This is a genomic window from Megasphaera sp. SW808 (assembly GCF_012027795.1).
Classification (GTDB): Bacteria; Bacillota; Negativicutes; order Veillonellales; family Megasphaeraceae; genus Megasphaera; species Megasphaera stantonii.
The window spans coordinates 22,426-41,345 of record NZ_SJOT01000007.1 but is presented as its reverse complement, the minus strand read 5'-3'; the positions used below and the strand labels follow the sequence as shown (position 1 = coordinate 41,345).

Below are 18,920 nucleotides of genomic sequence, written 5' to 3'. Positions count from 1 at the left end.
CTTCTGCGGGAAGGGTCATATGTCCAAAAGAGGAGGTGATTTCGTGAACAAGTACGAAGTCATATTTATTGCAAAGCCGCTTGAAGAAGCAGAAGTAGATCCGATCGTTGAATTCGTGTCCAATTTGCTTACGAAAAACAGCTGCAATATCGAAAAGGTAGATCGCTGGGGCAAACGCCATTTAGCTTACCCGGTCAAGAAACAGGCCGACGGCTACTATGTGTTGATCAACTTTGAAGCAGATCCTGCTACGATCAAAGAAATCGACCGCGTTTTGAAAATCCGCGACGAAGTCCTGAAACACTTGATCGTCAAGATCGACGAATAACCGGAGGCGCGAAGGTATGAATTCAGTACAGTTATTAGGCAATTTGGCCCGTGACCCGGAAATCCGTTTTACGAAGACGGGCAGAGCCGTAGCCATGTTTACCGTCGCCTGCACTCGCACGTACGTGCCGATGGGCAGCACGGAACAGAGAGAATTAACTGATTTTATTCCTTGTGTTGCTTGGGGTAATTTGGCGGAAAGCTGCGGCAACAACTTAGCAAAAGGCAGCCGCGTGTTCGTTCAGGGCCGTATTTCCGTGCGTTCCTATGAAACGCCGGACGGTCAGAAACGGTACCGCACCGAAGTCGTTTGCGATCTCGTTGCCCAGGCCTTGGGAAGCGATCACCAGCAGCAGATGCCTGTTCATCAGGCCGCTCCTGTACAGTCCAGACCGGCCGCTCCTGGCGCAGGTTTCGGCAGCATGGGTTCCGATGCTGTTGACGAAGAAATCCCATTCTAAAGTCAAACAAAGCCCTTCTTAATTTTTGAAGGAGGATACATAGATGAGAAGAGAACGCTCGAGAAAACCGAGAAGAAAAGTTTGCAGCTTCTGCGTAGATCATGCTGAACAGATCGACTACAAAGATATTGCAAAACTTCGCCGTTTCACAACAGAACGTGGCAAAATCCTGCCGCGCCGCATTTCCGGCGTTTGCGCAAAACATCAGCGCAAACTGACTGTTGCAATCAAACGGGCAAGAGCTATCGCTCTGCTTCCGTACACGGCAGAATAATACACCATGACATGAACTGTCCTGTAAGATCGTCTTGCAGGACAGTTTTTTTGCGCCTGTTTTGCGGCAGATGCAAGGGCGAAATGTGGTATAATTGGAATCATACCTGCGAAAGAGAGAAGGAGGCGCCGCTCGTGTCGATGCTGGAAGAAATGCTGTTTTTGCTCGTCCTGTTTGGAGCCAACGTCATTCAGGGGATTACGGGCTTTGCCGGGACGCTCCTGGCGATGCCGGCGTCGATTCTGCTCATCGGGCCGGATAAGGCCAAGGCTATCTTAAATATCATGGCCGTGCTGTCGTGCAGCATTATCGCCGTGCAGTCCCTGCGGTACGTCGACGTCCGGGAGCTGCTGAAAATCATCGCGGCGATGCTGTTTGGCATGGCCGCCGGCATGTATGCATACGCTGCCTGTCCCCTGTCCTATCTGATACCCGTGTACGGAGCCTTCGTCATGGCCGTCGGGGCGCGGAATCTGTATGCGAAAAAAGCCCCTTCCTTCTCGCGGAAAGGGGCTTGGGCCGTTCTCCTGGGAGCCGGCGTCGTCCACGGCATGTTCGTGTCCGGCGGGGCCCTCCTCGTCGTGTATGCGGCGGCGACGTTCCGGGACAAAGAGGTGTTCCGCAGCACCCTGGCCGCCGTGTGGGTCATTCTCAACGGACTGCTCATGGGAAAGGATTTTTTCAGCGGCGTGTATGACGGCGACGTCGTCTTTCTTACGGCGGTCAGCGTCGTCCCCCTGGCGGCGGCGATTTACGTCGGCACGGCGATTCACCGCCGCATCAACCAGGCCTTGTTCATGAAGCTGTCCTACGCCCTGCTGATCCTGTCGGGAGCCATGCTCGTCCTTTAGCGGCGGAGGATTTTTTCGATGCCTTCAATAGACGTAACGAAATTCGCCTTTTCACGGCCGGCTTGATTGAGAAAGCCGGCTCTTACCATGTGGTCGAATAATTTCTCTAAGTGGTCGTAGCAGCCATGGATGTTGTACAGTATACAGGGCTTGGCGTGGCGTCCCAGGCGGGCTGCCGAGATGGCTTCGGCGATTTCCTCCAGCGTGCCGGCCCCGCCAGGCAGGGCGATGAAGGCATCCCCCATCTGGAGCATGGTGTCCTTGCGCTGGCTCATCGTGTCTACCGTAATGAGCCGGGTCAGGCCCGTGTGGACCTCTTCGGCTGTCTTGAGAAACTCCGGGATGACGCCGATAGCCTTGCCGCCGTTGGCTAAGACGGCGTTCGCCAGCTTTCCCATCAGGCCGGTCCGGCCGCCGCCGTAGACCAGCGTAATGCCATGGGCGGCCAGCCATTGGCCCAATTCCGACGCCTTTTGTTCATAAATCGGTTCGCTGCCGGCGCTGGCGCCGCAGTAGACGGTAATATTCACGAATATGACCTCCTGTCTTTGTCTTTCTTTTTATTATACAGCAATATGCCTTCGGCGGCTTGCCGTTCTTGTAATCCCTTGGCGAAATATATGTAATATTTTTGTCGGGTCATTGGAAAGGGCCGCCGTTTTTCTGCGATTTTCGTTGTATTCCGGGAAGGGCAGGCGTATAATGTGATGTTGCAAGAGGTAACAAAAGGAGTTGACCTGAATTGAAAGCAACTACATGTATCGCCTGCGCAGTCTGCGCCTTAGGCCTGACGGCGCCGTGTCTGGCTGAGGAACCGCTGCCGGCAGCGGCTGTCGCCGTCGTATCGGTTCAGCCGGCGCAGGATGCGTCGGCTGCGTCGTGGCTCGAACCGGCTGCCGGCGAATGGTACGACCTGAAGGGTGAATTGGCTATGACGATCAGCGGCAGCACGATCAACGGCTGCCCTGTCGCGGCATCAGGAAACTGTACGTACGGATATCCCCGCACGGGCCATTTCACGATTTCCGAAAGCCAGGGGACGAGAACCCTGACGCTGGATTTGCTGGGCCATAAATCCCACCAGTATCTCATCGTCGACGGCAAGACGGCCCTGCGCCGCTCTATTCATCCCGAATACAGCGAATCGGTCGGCGGTATATACTTGGGCATGACAAGGGACGACGTGACGGCAAAGTACGGCTATCCCAATGAAATCACGGCCGATCAGGGCATGGAGCACTGGTCGTACGGCCTTCACCGCATGGACGTATTCTTCCAGGGCGGCATCGTCATGGCCGTCCGCCTGTATAAAGGCAGCGATATCAAATTTGATAAGTCCGGCCTGGGAGCCGACGCGGCGATGGCGGCCTACGCCGAAGCGTATAAGCTCGCCGCAGTGCCGGTCATTCCGGCGGACGACGGCATCCTGTCGCCGGCCTACGACTTGCCTCAGGGCGAAAAATTCCACGTCAGCCAGCGTTACGTCCAGCTGTCCGTGGACTGACGAAAATATATTCATAACGCAGGTTCTTTCCCCTGTTTTGCGGGGCAAAGGGCTTGCGTTATTTTTGTATAGAACGCTCCATGGCGAAATTGACCAGGACTTGTCCTGCCCGATGAACGCACTGCCGGCGGACGACGGCGTAGCCTCGCTGCTCAAAAAACGGCCGGGCCGTCAGGGAGGCGTTGGTGCGGATCTTCGCATGGCCTTCGGCGGCGGCGCGCCCTTCGATGCGTTCCGCCAGGGCTTTGGCGACGCCGCGGCGCTGGTAGTCCTTGTGGACGTAGAGGCAGTCGAAGTACTCGCCGTCCCGGTTGGCGAATCCGACGATACGGCCGTCCTGCACGGCGACCCACGTGTCTTCCCCTTTTAAGAGGCCCTGCCATCGGGAGAGGTCCGGCTTTTTCGGGGCCCAGGCGTCGGCCTGCTCCGGCGTGTAATCCTCGAGGTTTACGCTGTGGATCGTATCGTAAAACAGGGATACGACGGCCTGCAAATCTCCTTCTTCATATGGGCGCAGGCAGAGCTGCGCTGCTGCTGGTTTCATATCCTCTCCTTATCCCGTGACGGCCAGCATGTTGTAGAGCTTTAAAATGCGGATGTCTTCCTTTGAAATATGCAGGGCTTTGATGAAATCGGCTGTTTCGGCAGCCGGCTTTTTCGTAATCAGGGCCTTGGCGGCAATGGGCATGAAGGGCCGCGACGACAAGCCGTAGTTTAAGACCCATTTGTACGGGGCGTCTAAATACGAGGCCAGCATGTTGATAGTGTACTGTTCCATGGGCGTGTCCCTGTTCTGAAAGACGAGGCGCGTCAAGGCATCGTAGTGAACCATGCGGCCTGTGTAGGTGTTTTCGCAGTGCTGGTACTGGGCGACGTCGTCATAGGTCATGTACATCATGACCTTGTACGTGTTGTCGGTCTGCTTTCCGCCGATTTCGATGAGGCTCCGCGACAGGCTGTTGTTGCGGCCGTCGAAGGTGTACATGTACAGGCGGCGTATTCCCTGGAAAAAGGTGGGGACGGCGTCTTCCTGGCGGACGGGCTCCGGCTCGGGCGCATAATACAGAAGCTGCTCCGGCGAAACGCCTAAGGCCGCGGCGATGTCGTATAAGGTGTCGACGTCTAAGGAAATCTGCCCCTTTTCATATTTTGAAACGGTGGCCTTGCTCTTGCAGATAGCGTCGCCGAGTTCCTGTACGGTCCAACCCTTCTTTTTTCTGAAAATATTAATTTTTTTGCCTATTTCCTCGCTTATATGCATGATGCTCACCTGTTTCTTATAAATCTTTCTGGAATCGGAAATACGAGGTTATATACATAGTATAAGGAAAAAATCGGAGATTTTCTACTATAAGGAAACAAATTTAGAAATATTGTTTCGTTTCGCGAGAAAGGTCCTGCTTTGACGAGGGACGTCTTCTTTGGTATGCTGTGTACATAACGAAACGCATACTGATGAAGGAGATGACTGCCATGACTTACGATTTTGATGAAATCATCGACCGCCGCCATACGAACGCCCTCAATACGGACGGCTTCCGCGGCTATATTTTCCACGCCGGGCCGGAAAAGAAATTCCCCTTCGCCGACGACGAATTCGTCCGCATGTGGGTGGCCGACATGGAATTTGCCACGCCGCCGGAAATCTGCCAGGCTATGAAGGACCGCATCGACCGCCGCATTTTCGGCTATACCCTGCTGTGCGACGATTCCTACTACGACGTCTTCGCCGGCTGGTGCCAAAAGATGTACGGCTGGACCTTCCCCAAGGAAGAGCTCGTCTTTTCGCCGGGCATCATTCCGGCCCTGTACGAGCTCGTCGAAGACCTCGTCAAGGACACGGAAAAAATCCTCATGGTATCGCCGGCGTACGGCTTTTTCCAGCACGCCGCCGAATACGCCGATCGGACCTACGTATGCTCGCCCTTAGTATACGATGCGGGCAAATTTTCCATCGACTTCGACGACTTCGAGGCGAAGGCCGCCGACCCGCACATGAAGCTGGTCATCTGGTGCAATCCCCACAACCCGACGGGCCGCATCTGGACGGAAGAGGAGCTCCGGCGCGTCGCGGCCATCGTAGAAAAGTATAACCTCTGGATTATCAGCGACGAAATTCACTGCGATCTCCTGCGCTGCGGCAAGACCCACACGCCGATGGGCAAAATCATGGCGGACTATCCCAAGCTCGTGACCTGCATGTCGGCCAGCAAGACCTTCAACATGGCCGGCCTCATGTTCTCGGACATCATCATCCGCGACGCCGAGCTGCGGCGCCATTTTGCGGCCCGCGACAAGACAGTGGGATTCATCAATCCCTTGTCCCTCGAAGCCCACAAGGCGGCCTACCTCTCTTGCAGCGACTGGCTCGACCAGCTCCGGGCATATCTGGACGGCAACTTCCAGTTCGTCAAGGACTACGTAGCGGAGCACCTGCCGAAGATTTCCTTTGAAATTCCCGACGCGACGTACCTGGCCTGGATGGACATGAGCCCTTACCTCGGCGACGTAGAAAATATCCCCGATTTCTTTGCTAACGAAGCGGGCGTTCTCCTCGAAGGCGGCGACAGCCTGTTCGTCGGCAACGCCAAGGGCTTTATCCGCCTGAACCTGGCCATGCCCCGTTCGATCATAGCCGAAGGCCTGAGGCGAATGGACGAAGCGATTCAAAAGCATTTGGCGACGAAATAAGAAGGCTTATTTTATAGCAATAAATTGACATGCCTCTCCGGCGAAGATGCGCCTTGCCTTTGCCGGAGAGGTTTTTGCTGCCGATGCGGTTGGGCAGATATTTGACGTGTTTTCGCAAATTCAGTATAATGGAGGCATGCTGAGGCAGGGGCAGTGCTTGTATGGAACCGGCTCGGCGTACCGGGATGATACCGGTTATTTTTTTGCAGTTTTGATGACGTGTTTGATGCGAAATTGTGAGGAGTCTCTATGTATACAGTAACGAAACGGCTGGAAATTGCGGCGGCTCACCGCCTGAGCCTGAACTACGAAAGCCAGTGCGAAAACCTGCACGGCCACAACTGGATTATCTACGTGACGTGCCGGCGGGAAGAGCTGGATGAAAACGGCATGGTCGTCGATTTCAAGGACATATCCAATATCGTGAAGGGGAAGCTGGATCACGCCTATCTGAACGACGTGATTCCCGGCAATCCGACGGCGGAAAACATCGCCAAGTGGATCTGCGATTCCATTCCCTTTTGCGTCAAAGTGAGCGTGCAGGAATCGGAAGGGAACGTGGCGACGTATGAAGTATAAGTTTCCCGTCGTAGAAATCTTTGACAGCATCGAGGGAGAAGGAAAGCGAACAGGCTACCTGAGCACCTTTATCCGCTTCGCCGGCTGTAACCTCCGCTGCTCGTACTGCGATACGGCCTATGCCTTGTCGGCAGACGACGCGGCGGCGGAATACACGGCGGACGAATTGGCGCAGATCGTACAGTCTAAGCCGTGGAGCCGCGTGACCCTGACTGGAGGCGAGCCTATGCTGCAGCCCTTGCAGGAGCTGACGGAACGGCTTTGCCGCGGCGGCTGCGAGGTCAATATCGAGACGAACGGCGCCGTACTGCTGCCTTCCCGCCGGCCTGAGGGCTTGTTTTATACGATGGACTGGAAATCCCCCTCGTCGGGCATGCGCGAGGCCATGAAGCCGGAAAACCTGCAGGAACGGCTGACGCCTGCCGACGTCGTCAAGTTTGTCGTCGCGACAAAGGACGATTTAGACGATATGGCTTATACGATTTCCCACCTGCTGCCGGCATCGCGGCCCTTGCTGTACGTGTCGCCCGTGTGGGGCGAAATCGAACCGGCGGCCCTCGTCGATTTCGTCAAGGAGAAGGGCCTGGACGACGTGTGTGTGCAGGTGCAGCTCCATAAAATCATCTACGATCCGGAGGCCAGAGGCGTATAATGGACAGAGAAAAATTAAAGCAGGCAGCGGCGCTGATCCTGGAAGCCGTCGGGCAGGACGGCCGCGACGGGACGAGGGAAACGCCGGAGCGGTTTGCCAAGATGATGGAGGAACGGCTGGCCTACGCCGGCGTTTCCAACGAAGAAATCGCCAGGGAATTCGACAAGGTGTTTCCCTGTGATGACGGCAATATGGTCGTCGTCAAGGACATCGACGTGTTCAGCTTTTGCGAGCATCACATCGCCCTCATGTACGATATGAAAATCGCTATCGGCTACATCCCGAAGGGCTGCGTCATCGGCTTGTCGAAGCTGGCCCGCATCGCCGACGCCGTCTGCCGGCGCCTTCAGCTCCAGGAGCGCATCGGCGCCGATATATACGACGTGCTGCGGCGTATCGTCAAGACCGACGACATCATCGTCTGCATTCAGGGCGAGCATTCCTGCATGACGGCCCGGGGCATCAAGAAGCCGGGCTCCCAGACGCGGACCTTGTATGCCGGCGGCGTCTTTGACGATCCCCTGCGGAGAAATGAATTTTTTAACCTCATAGGGTAATGCATACAGGCTCCCCATCAGACGGATACGCTGTCTGATGGGGAGCCTGACGTCATTTTGGCCTTATGGAAGGATTTGGATCGTGTCTTGCAGTTCTTTTTCTAATTTCAGGCAGTGGGCTTTTTCATATAAGCCGGCCATGCTCCCGTCGTGGAGGAAGATGACCTGCCGCCCTAATTTGATTTTCTTTTCCTTGATCATGTCGAGGACGGCGGCGAAGGCCTTGCCGGAGCTCGTCGGGTCGAGGAGAATCCCCTCGTGGCTGGCCATGAGGCGGACGGCGTCGCGGACATGGCGGTCCGGCTCGCCGTATCCCTTGCGGATATAGGCCGTTTCGATGTGCATGTCGCTGTCGTCGAAATCAAAGCCGTACGCTTCCTTTACCTGTCGGAAGTAGTCGCCCAGGCGGTCTTCGTCGAGGGGCTTGACGGCGATGCCGACGGGCTTTAAGGACGAGCCGATGGCTTTCAGGCCGCAGTATAAGCCGACGTACGTGCCAAGGGTCGTCACGGGGACGTAGACCGTCGCTCCCTGCAGGTACTGTTCCTGGGCCTGCTTGTCCAGCTCGGCGGCGCAGTCGTAATAGCCCAGCATGCCCGTCGCGTCGCTGCCGCCCATGGGAATGAAGTACAGGCGATGGCCCTGGGCGATTTCCTGTTCCATGACGGCCTTTGCCGTTTCTTCCAACTGTACCGCTTCGGGGCGGCCGTCGTCCTTCTTGATGACGGTCCGGGCGCCGAACAGGCTGCTGAGGAGCAGGTTGCCGCTCAGCTCGCCGTCGTAATGGCCGACGGAAATGACGATGCTGCGCAGGCCGTATTTGGCCGCGGCGGCCGCCGTGAGACGGCAGTGGTCGGAGCGGATGTCGCCGACGGTGACGACGGTGTCGGACTGGGAATTGACGGCGTCGAACAGCAGGTATTCCAATTTACGCAGCATGCCGCCGCCTCCGCCGAAGGGCGTCACGTCGTCGCGCTTTATGTAGAGTTCCCGGAAGAGCTCCTGAGACAAGCCCGAAAGGTACTGCAGCGGCGTCGGGTGTTCGTCCAGAAGGGTCAGTTTCGGTCGTAATGTGTTCATAATCAGGCCTCCTTTTATCTTCTACGCTTAATAGTATCATAGATAAAATGGGGAGAAAAGAGGAAACCACGGGCCCCGCCTGCAGAATATGCGGCGGGGCCCGTGGTTGGGGAAGCGATATGAGTCGCGGCGGCTGGCGTCAGATTGACAGGCGCTGCCGCCGGCGGTCGGTTATAAGCCGGGTACTACGACTACCATGATGTGCGAAATGATGTAGTAGGAAATGGCCCCCATGATGGCCGTGCAGGGAATGGTCATGACCCAGGCCGTGACCATTTGACGGGCCACGTTCCAGTGGACGGCTTTGGCCCGCTGGGCCGCGCCGACGCCCATGATGGAGCCGGAGACGACGTGCGTCGTCGAGACGGGCAGGTGAAGCATCGTCGCCGAGAAGATGACGACGGCCGAGTTCAAGTCGGCTGCAAAGCCGTGGATGGGGTGCATCTTGAAGATCTTGCCGCCGACGGTGCGGATGATTTTCCAGCCGCCGACGCTGGTGCCGAGGGCCATAGCCAGGGCGCAGAGAAACTTGACCATCGTCGGGACTTCCAGCGTATCGATGACGCCGCCCGACAAGAGGGCCAGGGTGATGATGCCCATGGACTTCTGGGCGTCGTTGGAGCCGTGGGAGAAGGCCATGAGGGCCGCCGAGACGACCTGCAGCCTGTTGGCCGTCATGTTGATCTTAGCCGGCTTGAAGTTGCGGCAGACGACGAACAGGATATTCATGATGATATAGCCGACGACGATGGCCGTTACGGGCGACAGGATGAGGGACAGGAAAATCTTGATGATGCCCCAGTCGTTGAGGGCCGCCGTGCCGACGGAAAAGGCGACGGCGCCGATCATGCCGCCGATGAGGGCGTGGGACGAGCTGGAGGGCATGCCGAACCACCAGGTCAGCAGGTTCCAGACGATAGCGCCGACGAGGCCGGCGACGATGACCAGCTCGTTGATCATGGCCGGCGACGTGACGATGTCGCCGCCGATGGTCTTGGCGACGCCCGTAGAAATCATAGCGCCGACGAAGTTTAAGAAGGCCGACCCCATGATGGCGATGCCCGGCCGGATGGCCCGCGTCGAGACGCAGGTGGCGATGGCGTTGGCCGTATCGTGGAAGCCGTTGATAAAGTCGAAGGCCAGGGCCAGGACGACGACCAGGATAATTAACGGGGTATCAAGCATACTTCATCGTCACCTCTTTTATGATATTGCCGAGCTCTTCCACTTCGTCCGACGTGTCTTCCAGCGTGCCCAGCACGTCTTTCCAGCGGATGATGTCGAGCAGGTCCATTTCACCGTTGAAGATGCGGGAAATTTCGCGGCGGTAAATGTTGTCGACTTCCGTTTCGATTTTGCTCAGGCGGTTGGCTCGTTCCATGAGCTCCGCTTCGTTTTTGTCGATATTTTTCAAGAGCGAGAAAATGTCTTTCAGCTCTTTGCCCATGAGCTCCAGCTGGTCGACGATGTCGACGGCGGCCGGCGTCATCGTTTTGATGTGGTACAGGCTGATGCGCATAAGGGAGCCGTGAAGCTGGTCGATGCAGTCTTCGAGCTGGCATGTGAGCTTGTAAAAGTCTTCGCGGTCGATGGGCGTAATAAATACGCGGCATAACTTCATGATGACGTCTTCATTGATTTTATCCGACGTGTGCTCCAGCTGGGCGATATCCTTCATGTACATGGAAATATTGGCCGTGTTGGTCATGACGTCCTTGGCGATGAGGGTGCCGCGGTGGAAGTTTTCGGCGTTTTCAATCAAATAATCAAAAAACTCTTCATGCTTGTTGCTGATACTGAACATCTATGTGACTCCTCCTAAGTAATGATTGGTTCCAGTATATAATATATCGTTTGTCATTATGTAAAAGAAATGTAAAGAATTTGTAAAATTATTGGGGAAAATGGGAAAAAATCGGGACGATAAACGTTTTTTTTACCCTTGTATATGCTATAATCTATACATACGAGTAAAGCAAATTTTACATACGCATGCCTGAAGGAGGATATGTTTTATGGTAAACACACGCAAGGTGGTCATCGTCGGAGCCGGCCACGTAGGCTCTCACGTCGCATTGGCCCTGATTCAGTCCGGCGAAGCCGACGACATCGTCTTGATTGATATTTTGAAGGAAAAGGCCCAGGGACAGGCGATGGACCTGGACGACGGCGTCAGCGGCGCCTTGTGCGGCAACGATGCCCAGATCCGCGCCGGCGGCTATGAAGAACTCAATGACGCCGACATCCTGGTCATGGCCTTTGGCCGCAGCCGCAAGCCCGGCGAAACGCGCCTCGACATGTTCGACGATTCGATCCGCATGGCTCAGGAAGTCATTTCCCATCTGAAGCAGGTAGACTTCAAGGGCATCATGCTCAGCATATCCAACCCTGCCGACATCATCTGCGAATACATCCGCCGTCAAATGGGCTGGGAACGCAACCGCTGCTTCTGCACCGGCACGAGCCTCGAAACGTACCGCCTGCTTCGCGTCCTGTCCCATCGGACGGGATATGCCCGCCGCTCCATTCAGGGCATGTGCATGGGCGAACACGGCAACTCCAGCTTCATCGTCTGGTCCCAGGTCTATATCGGCGGCAAGCCCTTCGCGGCCCTCATGGCAGAAAAGCCGGAGCTGGCGGCGCTCAGCCTAGACGACTTGCAGACGGAGGTCAAGCGGGCCGGCGACATCGAAATCGACGGCAAGGGCTGCACCGAATTCGGCATTGCCAACGCGGCGTGCATGATCATTTCGGCTATTTTCCATGACCAGAAGCTCGTATGGCCCTGCTCGACGGCCTTGTTCGGCGAATACGGCGAAGAAAACGTAGCGGCCGGCGTGCCCTGCGTCATTGGCAAGGACGGCATGGAAGGCGTCGTCGAAGTCGCCTTGACGGAAGAGGAACAGAAGAAGTTCCACGACTCGTGCGATATTCTCCGCAGCTTCCTCGACCGGGCCGAAGGATTATAATTTTCATGCGTTATGGCAGGCTGTGACGAAGGCTTTCGCCGCAGTCTGCTTTTGTGTTTAACTACTGTGTTGAGGTGAAACGAAGACATGAATTTCTTATTGACCAGACAGGCGTCTCATCCTGTAGACCGGATGCTGCCGTTGCCGAAATTGTTTGCCTATGGGCTGCAGCATGTCCTGGCCATGTATTCCGGAGCCGTCGCCGTGCCGATCATCGTGGCCCAGACCCTGCATCTGACGCCGGAGCAGCTCATTCATTTGATTAACGCCGACTTGTTTACCTGCGGCATCGCGACGATTCTCCAGACCGTCGGCTTTTGGAAGGTCGGCTCCCGCATCCCCATGATACAAGGCGTCACCTTCGCGTCGGTCACGCCGATGATCATGATCGGACAGGAGCACGGGATTACGGCCATATACGGGGCGATTATCGCCGCCGGGTTGTTTACTTTCCTCATCGCGCCCTATTTCAGCCGCCTGATCAAGCTGTTTCCGCCCGTCGTCACGGGTACGATTATCATGATGATTGGGATTACCCTCCTGCCCGTGGCCGTGCGCTGGGTCGGCGGCGGCAACCCGTCTTCGCCCGATTTTGCCAGCCCCATGAACCTGTTCCTGGCAGCCTTTACCTTGGCTATCGTCGTGGCCATTTACCGCTGCGGCAAGGGCTTTGTCAGCAACGTGTCCGTCCTCATCGGGCTCATCTGCGGCACCATCTTGTCCATGGTATTGGGCGTGGCTAACTTTGACGAAGTAGGGCGGGCCGATTGGATCGGCATCATCACGCCCTTTTCCTTCGGCCTTCCGACCTTTAACGTCGGCTCGATCATTTCCATGATCATCGTCATGCTCGTCGTCATGGTAGAAACGACGGGCGACTGCATCGCTATCGGCGAAATCGTCAAGCGCCCCGTCGGCAGAGGCCGGCTGGCCCGCTGTCTCCGCGCCGACGGCTTGTCGACGCTCATCGGCGGCATCTTCAACAGCTTCCCCTATACGGCCTTCGCCCAGAACGTCGGCCTCATCGCCGTCACGCGCGTCAAGAGCCGCTTCGTCGTCGCCGCTTCGGGCGTCATCCTCATCCTGCTGGGGCTGTTCCCGAAGATGGCTGCCGTCGTAGCCTGCATTCCCAACGCCGTCCTCGGCGGCGCAGGCATCGCCATGTTCGGCATGGTCATTGCCAGCGGCGTCCGGGCTTTGGCCAAGGTCAAATTTGATGGAAACTACAACCTCATGCTCGTCGCCGTCAGCATCGGCATGAGCATGATTCCCCTGACGGTCCCGAATTTCTTCCAGCATTTCCCCGACGTCGTGAAGGTTATCTGCCAGAGCGGCATTACCCTGGGCAGCCTGACAGCCGTCGTGCTGAACATCTTGTTCAACGGGTTTAAGCCGGAAGAAGATAAGACCCAGGCTGACCAGGCATAATATCGTAGTATTTGCAGAGGGAGCGTACATGAAGAGACAATTACTGACCCTGGCCTGTACATGGGCCGCAGCAGCCGGAATTGCCTTGGCTGTAGAACCGCCTGCGCCGAACCTGTCGGTGCAGGTAGCGCAGATTCAGACGGCAGAGGACGAGAGCCGCCGGTCTGACGCGGACAGTGCGCCGCCTCGCAGCCGCGCGGAAGCGGGTGAGCCTGCTTCTGACGATACATCTGCGCCTGCCCGTTCTTCCAAAGACAGACGGCAGGATCGCAACGCCGGAACGAAAACCGGCGAAGCTAAGGCCGGACAAGCGGCTCCGGATCCGGTAGTGACGGTACAATCGAAAACGCCGCCCGACGTAACCGTCGAAATCAAGAAGGCCCCGGCGGCAAAGGCGCCGACGCCCCGGAAGCAGACGGAGCAAGGCCGGAAAATCGGCATCAACGCGGCCAGCCGTATGCTCATTTTGTATGAAAACGGCAAAAAAGTCCGCATGTATCACGTAGGCGTCGGCACGCCGTCTACGCCGACGCCGCCCGGCTTTTACAGCGTGCAGACGAAGGAGGTCAACCCGACGTGGATCGACCCCAGCGATACGACCGTACAGATTCCGGCAGGGCCAGACAATCCCCTGGGCTATCGCTGGATCGGCTTTCACGGCACCTACGGAATTCATGGGACCAATAATCCTTCCTCCGTAGGCTATTACGTGTCCAACGGCTGCGTCCGCATGCATGAGAAAGACGTGGAAGAGCTGTATCCTCTCGTATCTATCGGCACGCCGGTCATGGTCTATTACGACCGCATCGTCATCGACAGCGCGGCGGATCATACCGTATCGTACTACATCTATCCCGATGGCTACGGCTGGCAGCCGCTGACCGTTCAGGACGTGCGGCGGGCCTTAGCCGGCTACGGCGTGGAAAACTTTGTGACGGCCGAATCCATTGCCGCCAAAATCGCCGCCTCAGACGGGCAGCCGACGTATATCGCCAAAGCGTACGACCTGTATGTGAATGAGAAAAAGCTGCCCCTGCGGGCCTTGAAAGCCAACGGCGTCACCTATCTTCCGGCTGTCGCCGTCGCCACGGCGCTGCGCCTGGACCTGCACTGGGACAACAGCCGCGGGCTGCTGACCAGTCCCTACGGCTCGGCTCCAGGCGTCGTGAGAAATAACGTCGTATACGTAAACGCCGCCTTTGCCGACAGGTTGTTTCACTTGGCTGGCACGCTGACCGGGGACTTGACCTACGACATGCAGTCCCAAGCGCCGCCTGCGCCTAAGGCGGCTGTAAGCGTGACCATATCGCCGACGGACGGCCCGTCGCTGAAGACGACGTGATAAAAAACGGCTCCGCTGTTAGGAGAATCGCCTGTATTTAAGGCGATTTCCTACGGCGGGCCGTTTTCTTTTGTTTCTATGGAGCGGTCTCGTGTTGACAAATAGAATATAGTGATTTATAATTGACATATGTCAAAAAATAAAACGTCGCACAGGCTGGCAGCAGCCGGTCATAGAAAGGGATGGACAAGTATGAAAATTGCAGTTACTTATGAACAGGGCCAGATTTTTCAGCATTTCGGCCATACGGAACAATTCAAGATTTACGAAGTAGAAAACGGCGCAGTCGTCAGCGCGGAAGTCGTCGATACGATGGGCAGCGGCCACGGTGCGCTGGCCGGATTTTTGCAGGCTCAGGGTGTCCATACGCTGATCTGCGGCGGCATCGGCGGCGGAGCGCAAATGGCTCTGGCTCAGGCCGGCATCGCCTTGTACGGCGGCGTACAGGGTTCGGCAGACGAAGCCGTAGCAGCTCTGCTGGCGGGAACGCTCTCCTTTAATCCTGACGTGCACTGCGACCATCATGACCATGCCCACGGCCACGGCGATCATGCCTGCGGCGAACACGGCTGCGGCCAGCATGAACATCACGGCTGCGGACACCATCACTAATTAAACCAAGGCAAGACCATATACGACAGCGAAAGAAGGGTTGAAGATGAAAGAAATTACGGCATTTTATTTAAACGGCTGCCCCTATTGCCGCGGCGCGAAGGAGGCGCTGGCAGAATTAGTCAGCGAAAATCCGGCCTACGGCGAGGTGCCCGTCCATTGGTATGAAGAATCGGAATCTCCCGACGTAGTTCAGGGACACTCCTACTATTACGTGCCGTCCATGTTCATCGGCACAGAAAAGCTCTATGAAGCCCAGCCGGGCCAGTCCTATGATGAAATTAAGAGCCATGTGAAGGCAGCCCTCGACGCTGCGATGGCTTAGGTGTACCATACCTGCTGATTTTTCCCACAGAAATCGGCAGGTATTTTTTTATGCGTACAGGGACGCGACGCGCTCCGGCGATAGGCCGATATCGGATTGATTGGGGGAAACGCAGGCCAGTACCGGGAGATTCGTCAGCTCCTGGATTTGTACGACGTTGTCCCGTTCCATCAGCGTGTCCTTGTAGTTGTTGACGATAAAGCCCTTGACCGGCAGGTTCTGGGCTTTCATATAGAAGGCCGTCAGAGCTGCGGCGTTGATCGAACCGAGGCCGGCCGGCGATACGATGACCGACGGGAGGCCGAGCCAGCGGATCAGGTCGGTCAAGTACCAGCGATGAGCGGCGTCGATTCGGATCGGGCAGACGATGCCGCCGCAGCCTTCGACGGTCACGTAGGGATAGGCTGTGCAGACGGCCTGCCAGGCGCTCAGCACTTCCGATTTTTCGACAGGATTTCCTTCTAAGCGGGCCGCTAAGTGGGGCGAATAGGCCTGAGCGTAGCGGTATGAAAGCAGGAGCTCTTGCGGCTCTCCGACGGCAGCTGCGCCGTTTACATAGGCGGCGTCGCTTTCTGCAAAGGACGGCGCGCCGCTGACGACGGCTTTGTAATACCCGGCGTCGTATCCGCCGCGCCGGAGGGCTTTGAGCAGCAGGGCTGAAATATAGGTTTTGCCGACATCGGTTCCCGTGCCGACGACATATAATCCTTTGGACATGAACATCTCTCCTTAAACGAATACCTGCAGGCGGCGAAGGCGGCGAGACAGGACGGCAGCTGCAAAGCAGACGGCGACGTCGCCGGGGACTTCGACGGCAAAGGCGTATAAAAATAAAGACCACAGGGCCGTGTCGTTTCCCAGGTAGCAGCTGCTGATGAGATAGGTATAGAAAACGCCGAAGCCATATACGACGGCCAGATTGACATACACGGCGGCAAAGACGCGGCGGCGCGTCCAGGGATAATGCGGGCCGGCGAGAAGGCCGGCTATCCAGGCTCCGGCAATAAATCCTAACAGGTAGCCGAAGGTAGGCTGAAAGACATAGGACGGCCCGCCGCCGGCAGTAAATACGGGCAGGCCGGCTAGGCCCAGAACGACGTACAGCGTTACGGCGGCAGCTCCTTTCGCCGGGCCCAGGACAAGGCCGGCCAAGGTCGTGAACAGGAGCTGCAGCGTAAAGGGGCAGACTGGGATGGGGATGCGGATAAACGCGCCGATGGCGGTCAAAGCGGCGAACAGGGCGATATAGGATACGTCGCGGATCGTGCCGGGCGGAGAACCAGGGCGAGAGTACGGCGGCATGGACATCACTCCTTATTTGTTATCTTTTTGATTAAGGTGTATATGTTTATAAATATAAGGAAAGTATAGCCTAACAAAGACGTAAGTCAACTTCTTTTGTAGAATAAAAGTTAACATACTGCGATAAAAGTGAACTAAAAAAGTATTGATTGAGCGTGCGAAGTGTGCTATACTAAAGGTACTCAATAGATAATCATTATTTTTTAGATAGATGAGGAGGGAGTCATATGCGAATTGGCGAAGGCACCATTACGGAAATCCTCGACGGCGGCCTGGCGAAAGTCCGCGTCAACCGCGATCATTTATACGTGGCCTGCAGCGCCTGCTTTGGCGCCGAGCACGTCTACGTGACGGCGAGAAACAGCCTCGGCGCTCAGGAAGGACAGGACGTGCGGTATGAAGTGCAGGACGAGCACCTTGTCATGGGGGCTTTTATCTGTTTTATCGTCCCCTTGTTCCTGGTTATACTAGGCGGCATCGGCGGCTACTCCTTCGGCGAGACGGTTTTGTCGGCCTTGATCGGCGCGGCAGCCGGATTGATAGTCAGCGCCGTATTGGTCAAGCTGTACGATTCGTCCCTGGGAAAGAAAATTGATACGAAGGCTACGATTACGGAGATCATCGAAACAGAAGACGACGAGTCGTAAATGCAAAAAGGCTGGCCCGAAGACACAGGAGTTCTTCGGGCCAGCCTTTTGTATTGTAGAGAGGTGATTATTTGTTTAATACGCCTTCGAGGTATGTGGCCGTATCGGTCAAGCTGTCCGATACGTAGCTTTCGATATCGCCCTTGTCGCAGTGCATGGCGAATTCCGGGTCGATAGGCAGCTTAGCCGTATGGGGGATTTCGTATTTGGCCGCCGATTCTTCTACATGGCTCGGGCCGTAGATTTCATGACGGGAATGACAGTCGGGACATTCGAAATAGCTCATGTTTTCGATGAGGCCGAGGACGGGGATATGCATGATTTCCGACATCTTCAGGGCCTTTTCGACGATCATGGAGACGAGCTCCTGCGGCGACGTGACGATGAGGATGCCGTCGACCGGCAGGGACTGGAATACCGTCAGGGGGACGTCGCCCGTTCCCGGCGGCATGTCGACGAACATGTAGTCGATATCGCCCCAGACGACGTCGGTCCAGAACTGTTTTACGGCGCCGGAAATGACCGGTCCGCGCCATACGACGGGAGCCGTCGTGTCTTCCAGGAGTACGTTCATGGACATGACTTTAATGCCCGATTTTGTTTCTACAGGGAAAATGCCGTTGGCGTCGCCTGTAGCCCGTTCTGTCAGGCCGAAGGCCTTCGGGATGGACGGGCCGGTGATGTCGGCGTCGAGGATAGCGGTCTTAAAGCCGCGGCGCTGCATCTGTACGGCCATGAGGGACGTGACGAGGGATTTACCTACGCCGCCTTTGCCGCTGACGACGGCGATGACGTGTTTTACGTGCGTTCCTTCATGGGGCTGAGCCTGGAGGCTCTGCGGCTGCGTGCGGCTGGAGCATTCGCTGCTGCAGCTGGAGCAGTCGTGATTGCAATTTTCACTCATTACTATCATTCTCCTTTTTGGGATTACATTTTCCGGCCTGACAGCGCGTGTGGCAGCAGGAGCCGGTATGTTCACAGAGTTGTATGTGGCCGCCTTCGATGAGAAGGCGCTTTCCATGGACGAGAGCGTCGGCAATTTTTCGGCGGGCGCCGTCGTAAATCCCCGTGACGGTCGTGCGGGACACGTCCATCTGGGCGGCGCACTGCTCCTGCGTCAGCCCGAGCAAATCGATCAGGCGGATGACTTCGTATTCATCAATGCGCATGATGATGACCTCAGCGTCGGCTGCGCAGCCGGACGGGGCGAACTCGCCGGCCTTGGGCAGAGAACAGACGCGGCGGCACCGCGGCGGTCTCGGCATGGAATTACCTCCCTTTTCAGTGATTCAGTATTATTATAAAAGTATAGATGACAT

At 56.5% G+C, this 18,920-nt stretch carries 25 protein-coding genes; 15 read left to right on the top strand and 10 right to left on the bottom strand.

What is annotated here, in order from left to right; translation table 11 throughout:
* Positions 1-43 precede the first annotated feature (43 nt).
* From rpsF to E0L13_RS04225, 4 genes are all read left to right on the top strand, one after another.
* Entirely contained in the window at positions 44-328 is a 285-nt protein-coding gene (rpsF, locus tag E0L13_RS04240; protein ID WP_087477210.1) for a 30S ribosomal protein S6, read from the top strand.
* Between the two features lie 16 nt (positions 329-344).
* Entirely contained in the window at positions 345-788 is a 444-nt protein-coding gene (locus E0L13_RS04235) for a single-stranded DNA-binding protein (RefSeq protein ID WP_087477211.1), read from the top strand.
* Between the two features lie 43 nt (positions 789-831).
* Complete coding sequence (rpsR, locus tag E0L13_RS04230) at positions 832-1,062, top strand: 30S ribosomal protein S18 (RefSeq protein WP_087477212.1); 231 nt, start codon at positions 832-834, stop codon at positions 1,060-1,062.
* Positions 1,063-1,202: 140 nt separating this feature from the next.
* On the top strand, positions 1,203-1,913 hold the full coding sequence (locus tag E0L13_RS04225) for a sulfite exporter TauE/SafE family protein (protein WP_239386287.1): 711 nt from the start codon (positions 1,203-1,205) through the stop codon (positions 1,911-1,913).
* Here the strand turns inward: E0L13_RS04225 and E0L13_RS04220 are convergent.
* Positions 1,910-2,443 (bottom strand): TIGR00730 family Rossman fold protein, encoded by a 534-nt coding sequence (locus E0L13_RS04220; protein ID WP_168060551.1) that lies wholly within the window; start codon positions 2,441-2,443, stop codon positions 1,910-1,912. The genes E0L13_RS04225 and E0L13_RS04220 overlap by 4 nt on opposite strands.
* 212 nt (positions 2,444-2,655) lie before the next feature.
* Between E0L13_RS04220 and E0L13_RS04215 the strand changes: the two genes are divergently transcribed.
* Positions 2,656-3,417, top strand: coding sequence for a hypothetical protein (locus tag E0L13_RS04215; protein WP_168060549.1), 762 nt, complete (start codon positions 2,656-2,658; stop codon positions 3,415-3,417).
* Between the two features lie 58 nt (positions 3,418-3,475).
* On the opposite strand, the gene E0L13_RS04210 is transcribed toward E0L13_RS04215, so the two are convergent.
* Both E0L13_RS04210 and E0L13_RS04205 read right to left on the bottom strand, forming a co-directional pair.
* Positions 3,476-3,961, bottom strand: a complete 486-nt coding sequence (locus E0L13_RS04210; protein WP_168060547.1) for a GNAT family N-acetyltransferase — start codon at positions 3,959-3,961, stop codon at positions 3,476-3,478.
* A 9-nt stretch (positions 3,962-3,970) separates the two neighbouring features.
* Positions 3,971-4,678, bottom strand: coding sequence for a helix-turn-helix transcriptional regulator (locus E0L13_RS04205; protein WP_206081514.1), 708 nt, complete (start codon positions 4,676-4,678; stop codon positions 3,971-3,973).
* 212 nt (positions 4,679-4,890) lie between these two features.
* On the opposite strand from E0L13_RS04205, the gene E0L13_RS04200 reads away from it, so the two are divergent.
* From E0L13_RS04200 to folE, 4 genes are all read left to right on the top strand, one after another.
* Positions 4,891-6,108 (top strand): PatB family C-S lyase, encoded by a 1,218-nt coding sequence (locus E0L13_RS04200; RefSeq protein ID WP_168060545.1) that lies wholly within the window; start codon positions 4,891-4,893, stop codon positions 6,106-6,108.
* Between the two features lie 249 nt (positions 6,109-6,357).
* Positions 6,358-6,687, top strand: coding sequence for a 6-carboxytetrahydropterin synthase QueD (queD, locus tag E0L13_RS04195; protein WP_168060543.1), 330 nt, complete (start codon positions 6,358-6,360; stop codon positions 6,685-6,687).
* Positions 6,677-7,339 (top strand): radical SAM protein, encoded by a 663-nt coding sequence (locus E0L13_RS04190; protein ID WP_168060541.1) that lies wholly within the window; start codon positions 6,677-6,679, stop codon positions 7,337-7,339. Before queD ends, E0L13_RS04190 begins: the two co-directional genes overlap by 11 nt.
* On the top strand, positions 7,339-7,896 hold the full coding sequence (gene folE / locus E0L13_RS04185) for a GTP cyclohydrolase I (protein WP_168060538.1): 558 nt from the start codon (positions 7,339-7,341) through the stop codon (positions 7,894-7,896). The genes E0L13_RS04190 and folE overlap by 1 nt, the downstream gene beginning before the upstream one ends.
* A gap of 63 nt (positions 7,897-7,959) precedes the next feature.
* On the opposite strand, the gene E0L13_RS04180 is transcribed toward folE, so the two are convergent.
* The 3 genes from E0L13_RS04180 to E0L13_RS04170 form a co-directional block, all read right to left on the bottom strand.
* Complete coding sequence (locus E0L13_RS04180) at positions 7,960-8,976, bottom strand: pyridoxal-phosphate dependent enzyme (RefSeq protein WP_168060536.1); 1,017 nt, start codon at positions 8,974-8,976, stop codon at positions 7,960-7,962.
* A 171-nt stretch (positions 8,977-9,147) separates the two neighbouring features.
* Positions 9,148-10,161 carry an inorganic phosphate transporter gene (locus E0L13_RS04175; protein WP_168060534.1) on the bottom strand — a complete coding sequence of 338 codons (1,014 nt, stop codon included), beginning with the start codon at positions 10,159-10,161 and terminating at the stop codon, positions 9,148-9,150.
* A complete protein-coding gene (locus tag E0L13_RS04170) occupies positions 10,154-10,780 on the bottom strand; it encodes a DUF47 family protein (RefSeq protein ID WP_095629099.1) in 627 nt (208 codons plus the stop codon). Before E0L13_RS04170 ends, E0L13_RS04175 begins: the two co-directional genes overlap by 8 nt.
* Positions 10,781-10,991: 211 nt before the next feature.
* Here E0L13_RS04170 and E0L13_RS04165 point away from each other — a divergent pair, with 211 nt between their 5' ends.
* The 5 genes from E0L13_RS04165 to E0L13_RS04145 all read left to right on the top strand — a co-directional run bounded on the left by E0L13_RS04165 (position 10,992) and on the right by E0L13_RS04145 (position 15,652).
* Positions 10,992-11,945, top strand: coding sequence for an L-lactate dehydrogenase (locus E0L13_RS04165; RefSeq protein ID WP_168060531.1), 954 nt, complete (start codon positions 10,992-10,994; stop codon positions 11,943-11,945).
* Positions 11,946-12,032: 87 nt separating this feature from the next.
* Complete coding sequence (locus tag E0L13_RS04160) at positions 12,033-13,373, top strand: nucleobase:cation symporter-2 family protein (RefSeq protein ID WP_168060529.1); 1,341 nt, start codon at positions 12,033-12,035, stop codon at positions 13,371-13,373.
* A gap of 28 nt (positions 13,374-13,401) precedes the next feature.
* Positions 13,402-14,715: a L,D-transpeptidase gene (locus E0L13_RS04155; protein WP_168060527.1), complete on the top strand. Its 1,314-nt coding sequence runs from the start codon at positions 13,402-13,404 to the stop codon at positions 14,713-14,715.
* A 192-nt stretch (positions 14,716-14,907) separates the two neighbouring features.
* Positions 14,908-15,327, top strand: a complete 420-nt coding sequence (locus E0L13_RS04150; protein ID WP_087477227.1) for a NifB/NifX family molybdenum-iron cluster-binding protein — start codon at positions 14,908-14,910, stop codon at positions 15,325-15,327.
* A 46-nt stretch (positions 15,328-15,373) separates the two neighbouring features.
* The gene (locus E0L13_RS04145; protein WP_168060525.1) at positions 15,374-15,652 is read left to right on the top strand and encodes a glutaredoxin; all 279 of its coding nucleotides are present in this window, start codon (positions 15,374-15,376) and stop codon (positions 15,650-15,652) included.
* 48 nt (positions 15,653-15,700) lie between these two features.
* Here the strand turns inward: E0L13_RS04145 and bioD are convergent, their stop codons facing one another.
* Both bioD and E0L13_RS04135 read right to left on the bottom strand, forming a co-directional pair.
* Positions 15,701-16,369, bottom strand: coding sequence for a dethiobiotin synthase (gene bioD / locus E0L13_RS04140; protein WP_168060523.1), 669 nt, complete (start codon positions 16,367-16,369; stop codon positions 15,701-15,703).
* A gap of 12 nt (positions 16,370-16,381) precedes the next feature.
* Positions 16,382-16,954 carry a biotin transporter BioY gene (locus E0L13_RS04135; protein WP_168060521.1) on the bottom strand — a complete coding sequence of 191 codons (573 nt, stop codon included), beginning with the start codon at positions 16,952-16,954 and terminating at the stop codon, positions 16,382-16,384.
* A 227-nt stretch (positions 16,955-17,181) separates the two neighbouring features.
* Here E0L13_RS04135 and E0L13_RS04130 point away from each other — a divergent pair, with 227 nt between their 5' ends.
* Positions 17,182-17,601, top strand: coding sequence for a SoxR reducing system RseC family protein (locus E0L13_RS04130; protein WP_168060518.1), 420 nt, complete (start codon positions 17,182-17,184; stop codon positions 17,599-17,601).
* A gap of 67 nt (positions 17,602-17,668) precedes the next feature.
* On the opposite strand, the gene E0L13_RS04125 is transcribed toward E0L13_RS04130, so the two are convergent.
* On the bottom strand, positions 17,669-18,505 hold the full coding sequence (locus E0L13_RS04125; RefSeq protein ID WP_087477232.1) for an Mrp/NBP35 family ATP-binding protein: 837 nt from the start codon (positions 18,503-18,505) through the stop codon (positions 17,669-17,671).
* On the bottom strand, positions 18,498-18,866 hold the full coding sequence (locus E0L13_RS04120) for a DUF134 domain-containing protein (protein WP_095629104.1): 369 nt from the start codon (positions 18,864-18,866) through the stop codon (positions 18,498-18,500). Before E0L13_RS04120 ends, E0L13_RS04125 begins: the two co-directional genes overlap by 8 nt.
* Positions 18,867-18,920 lie beyond the last annotated feature (54 nt).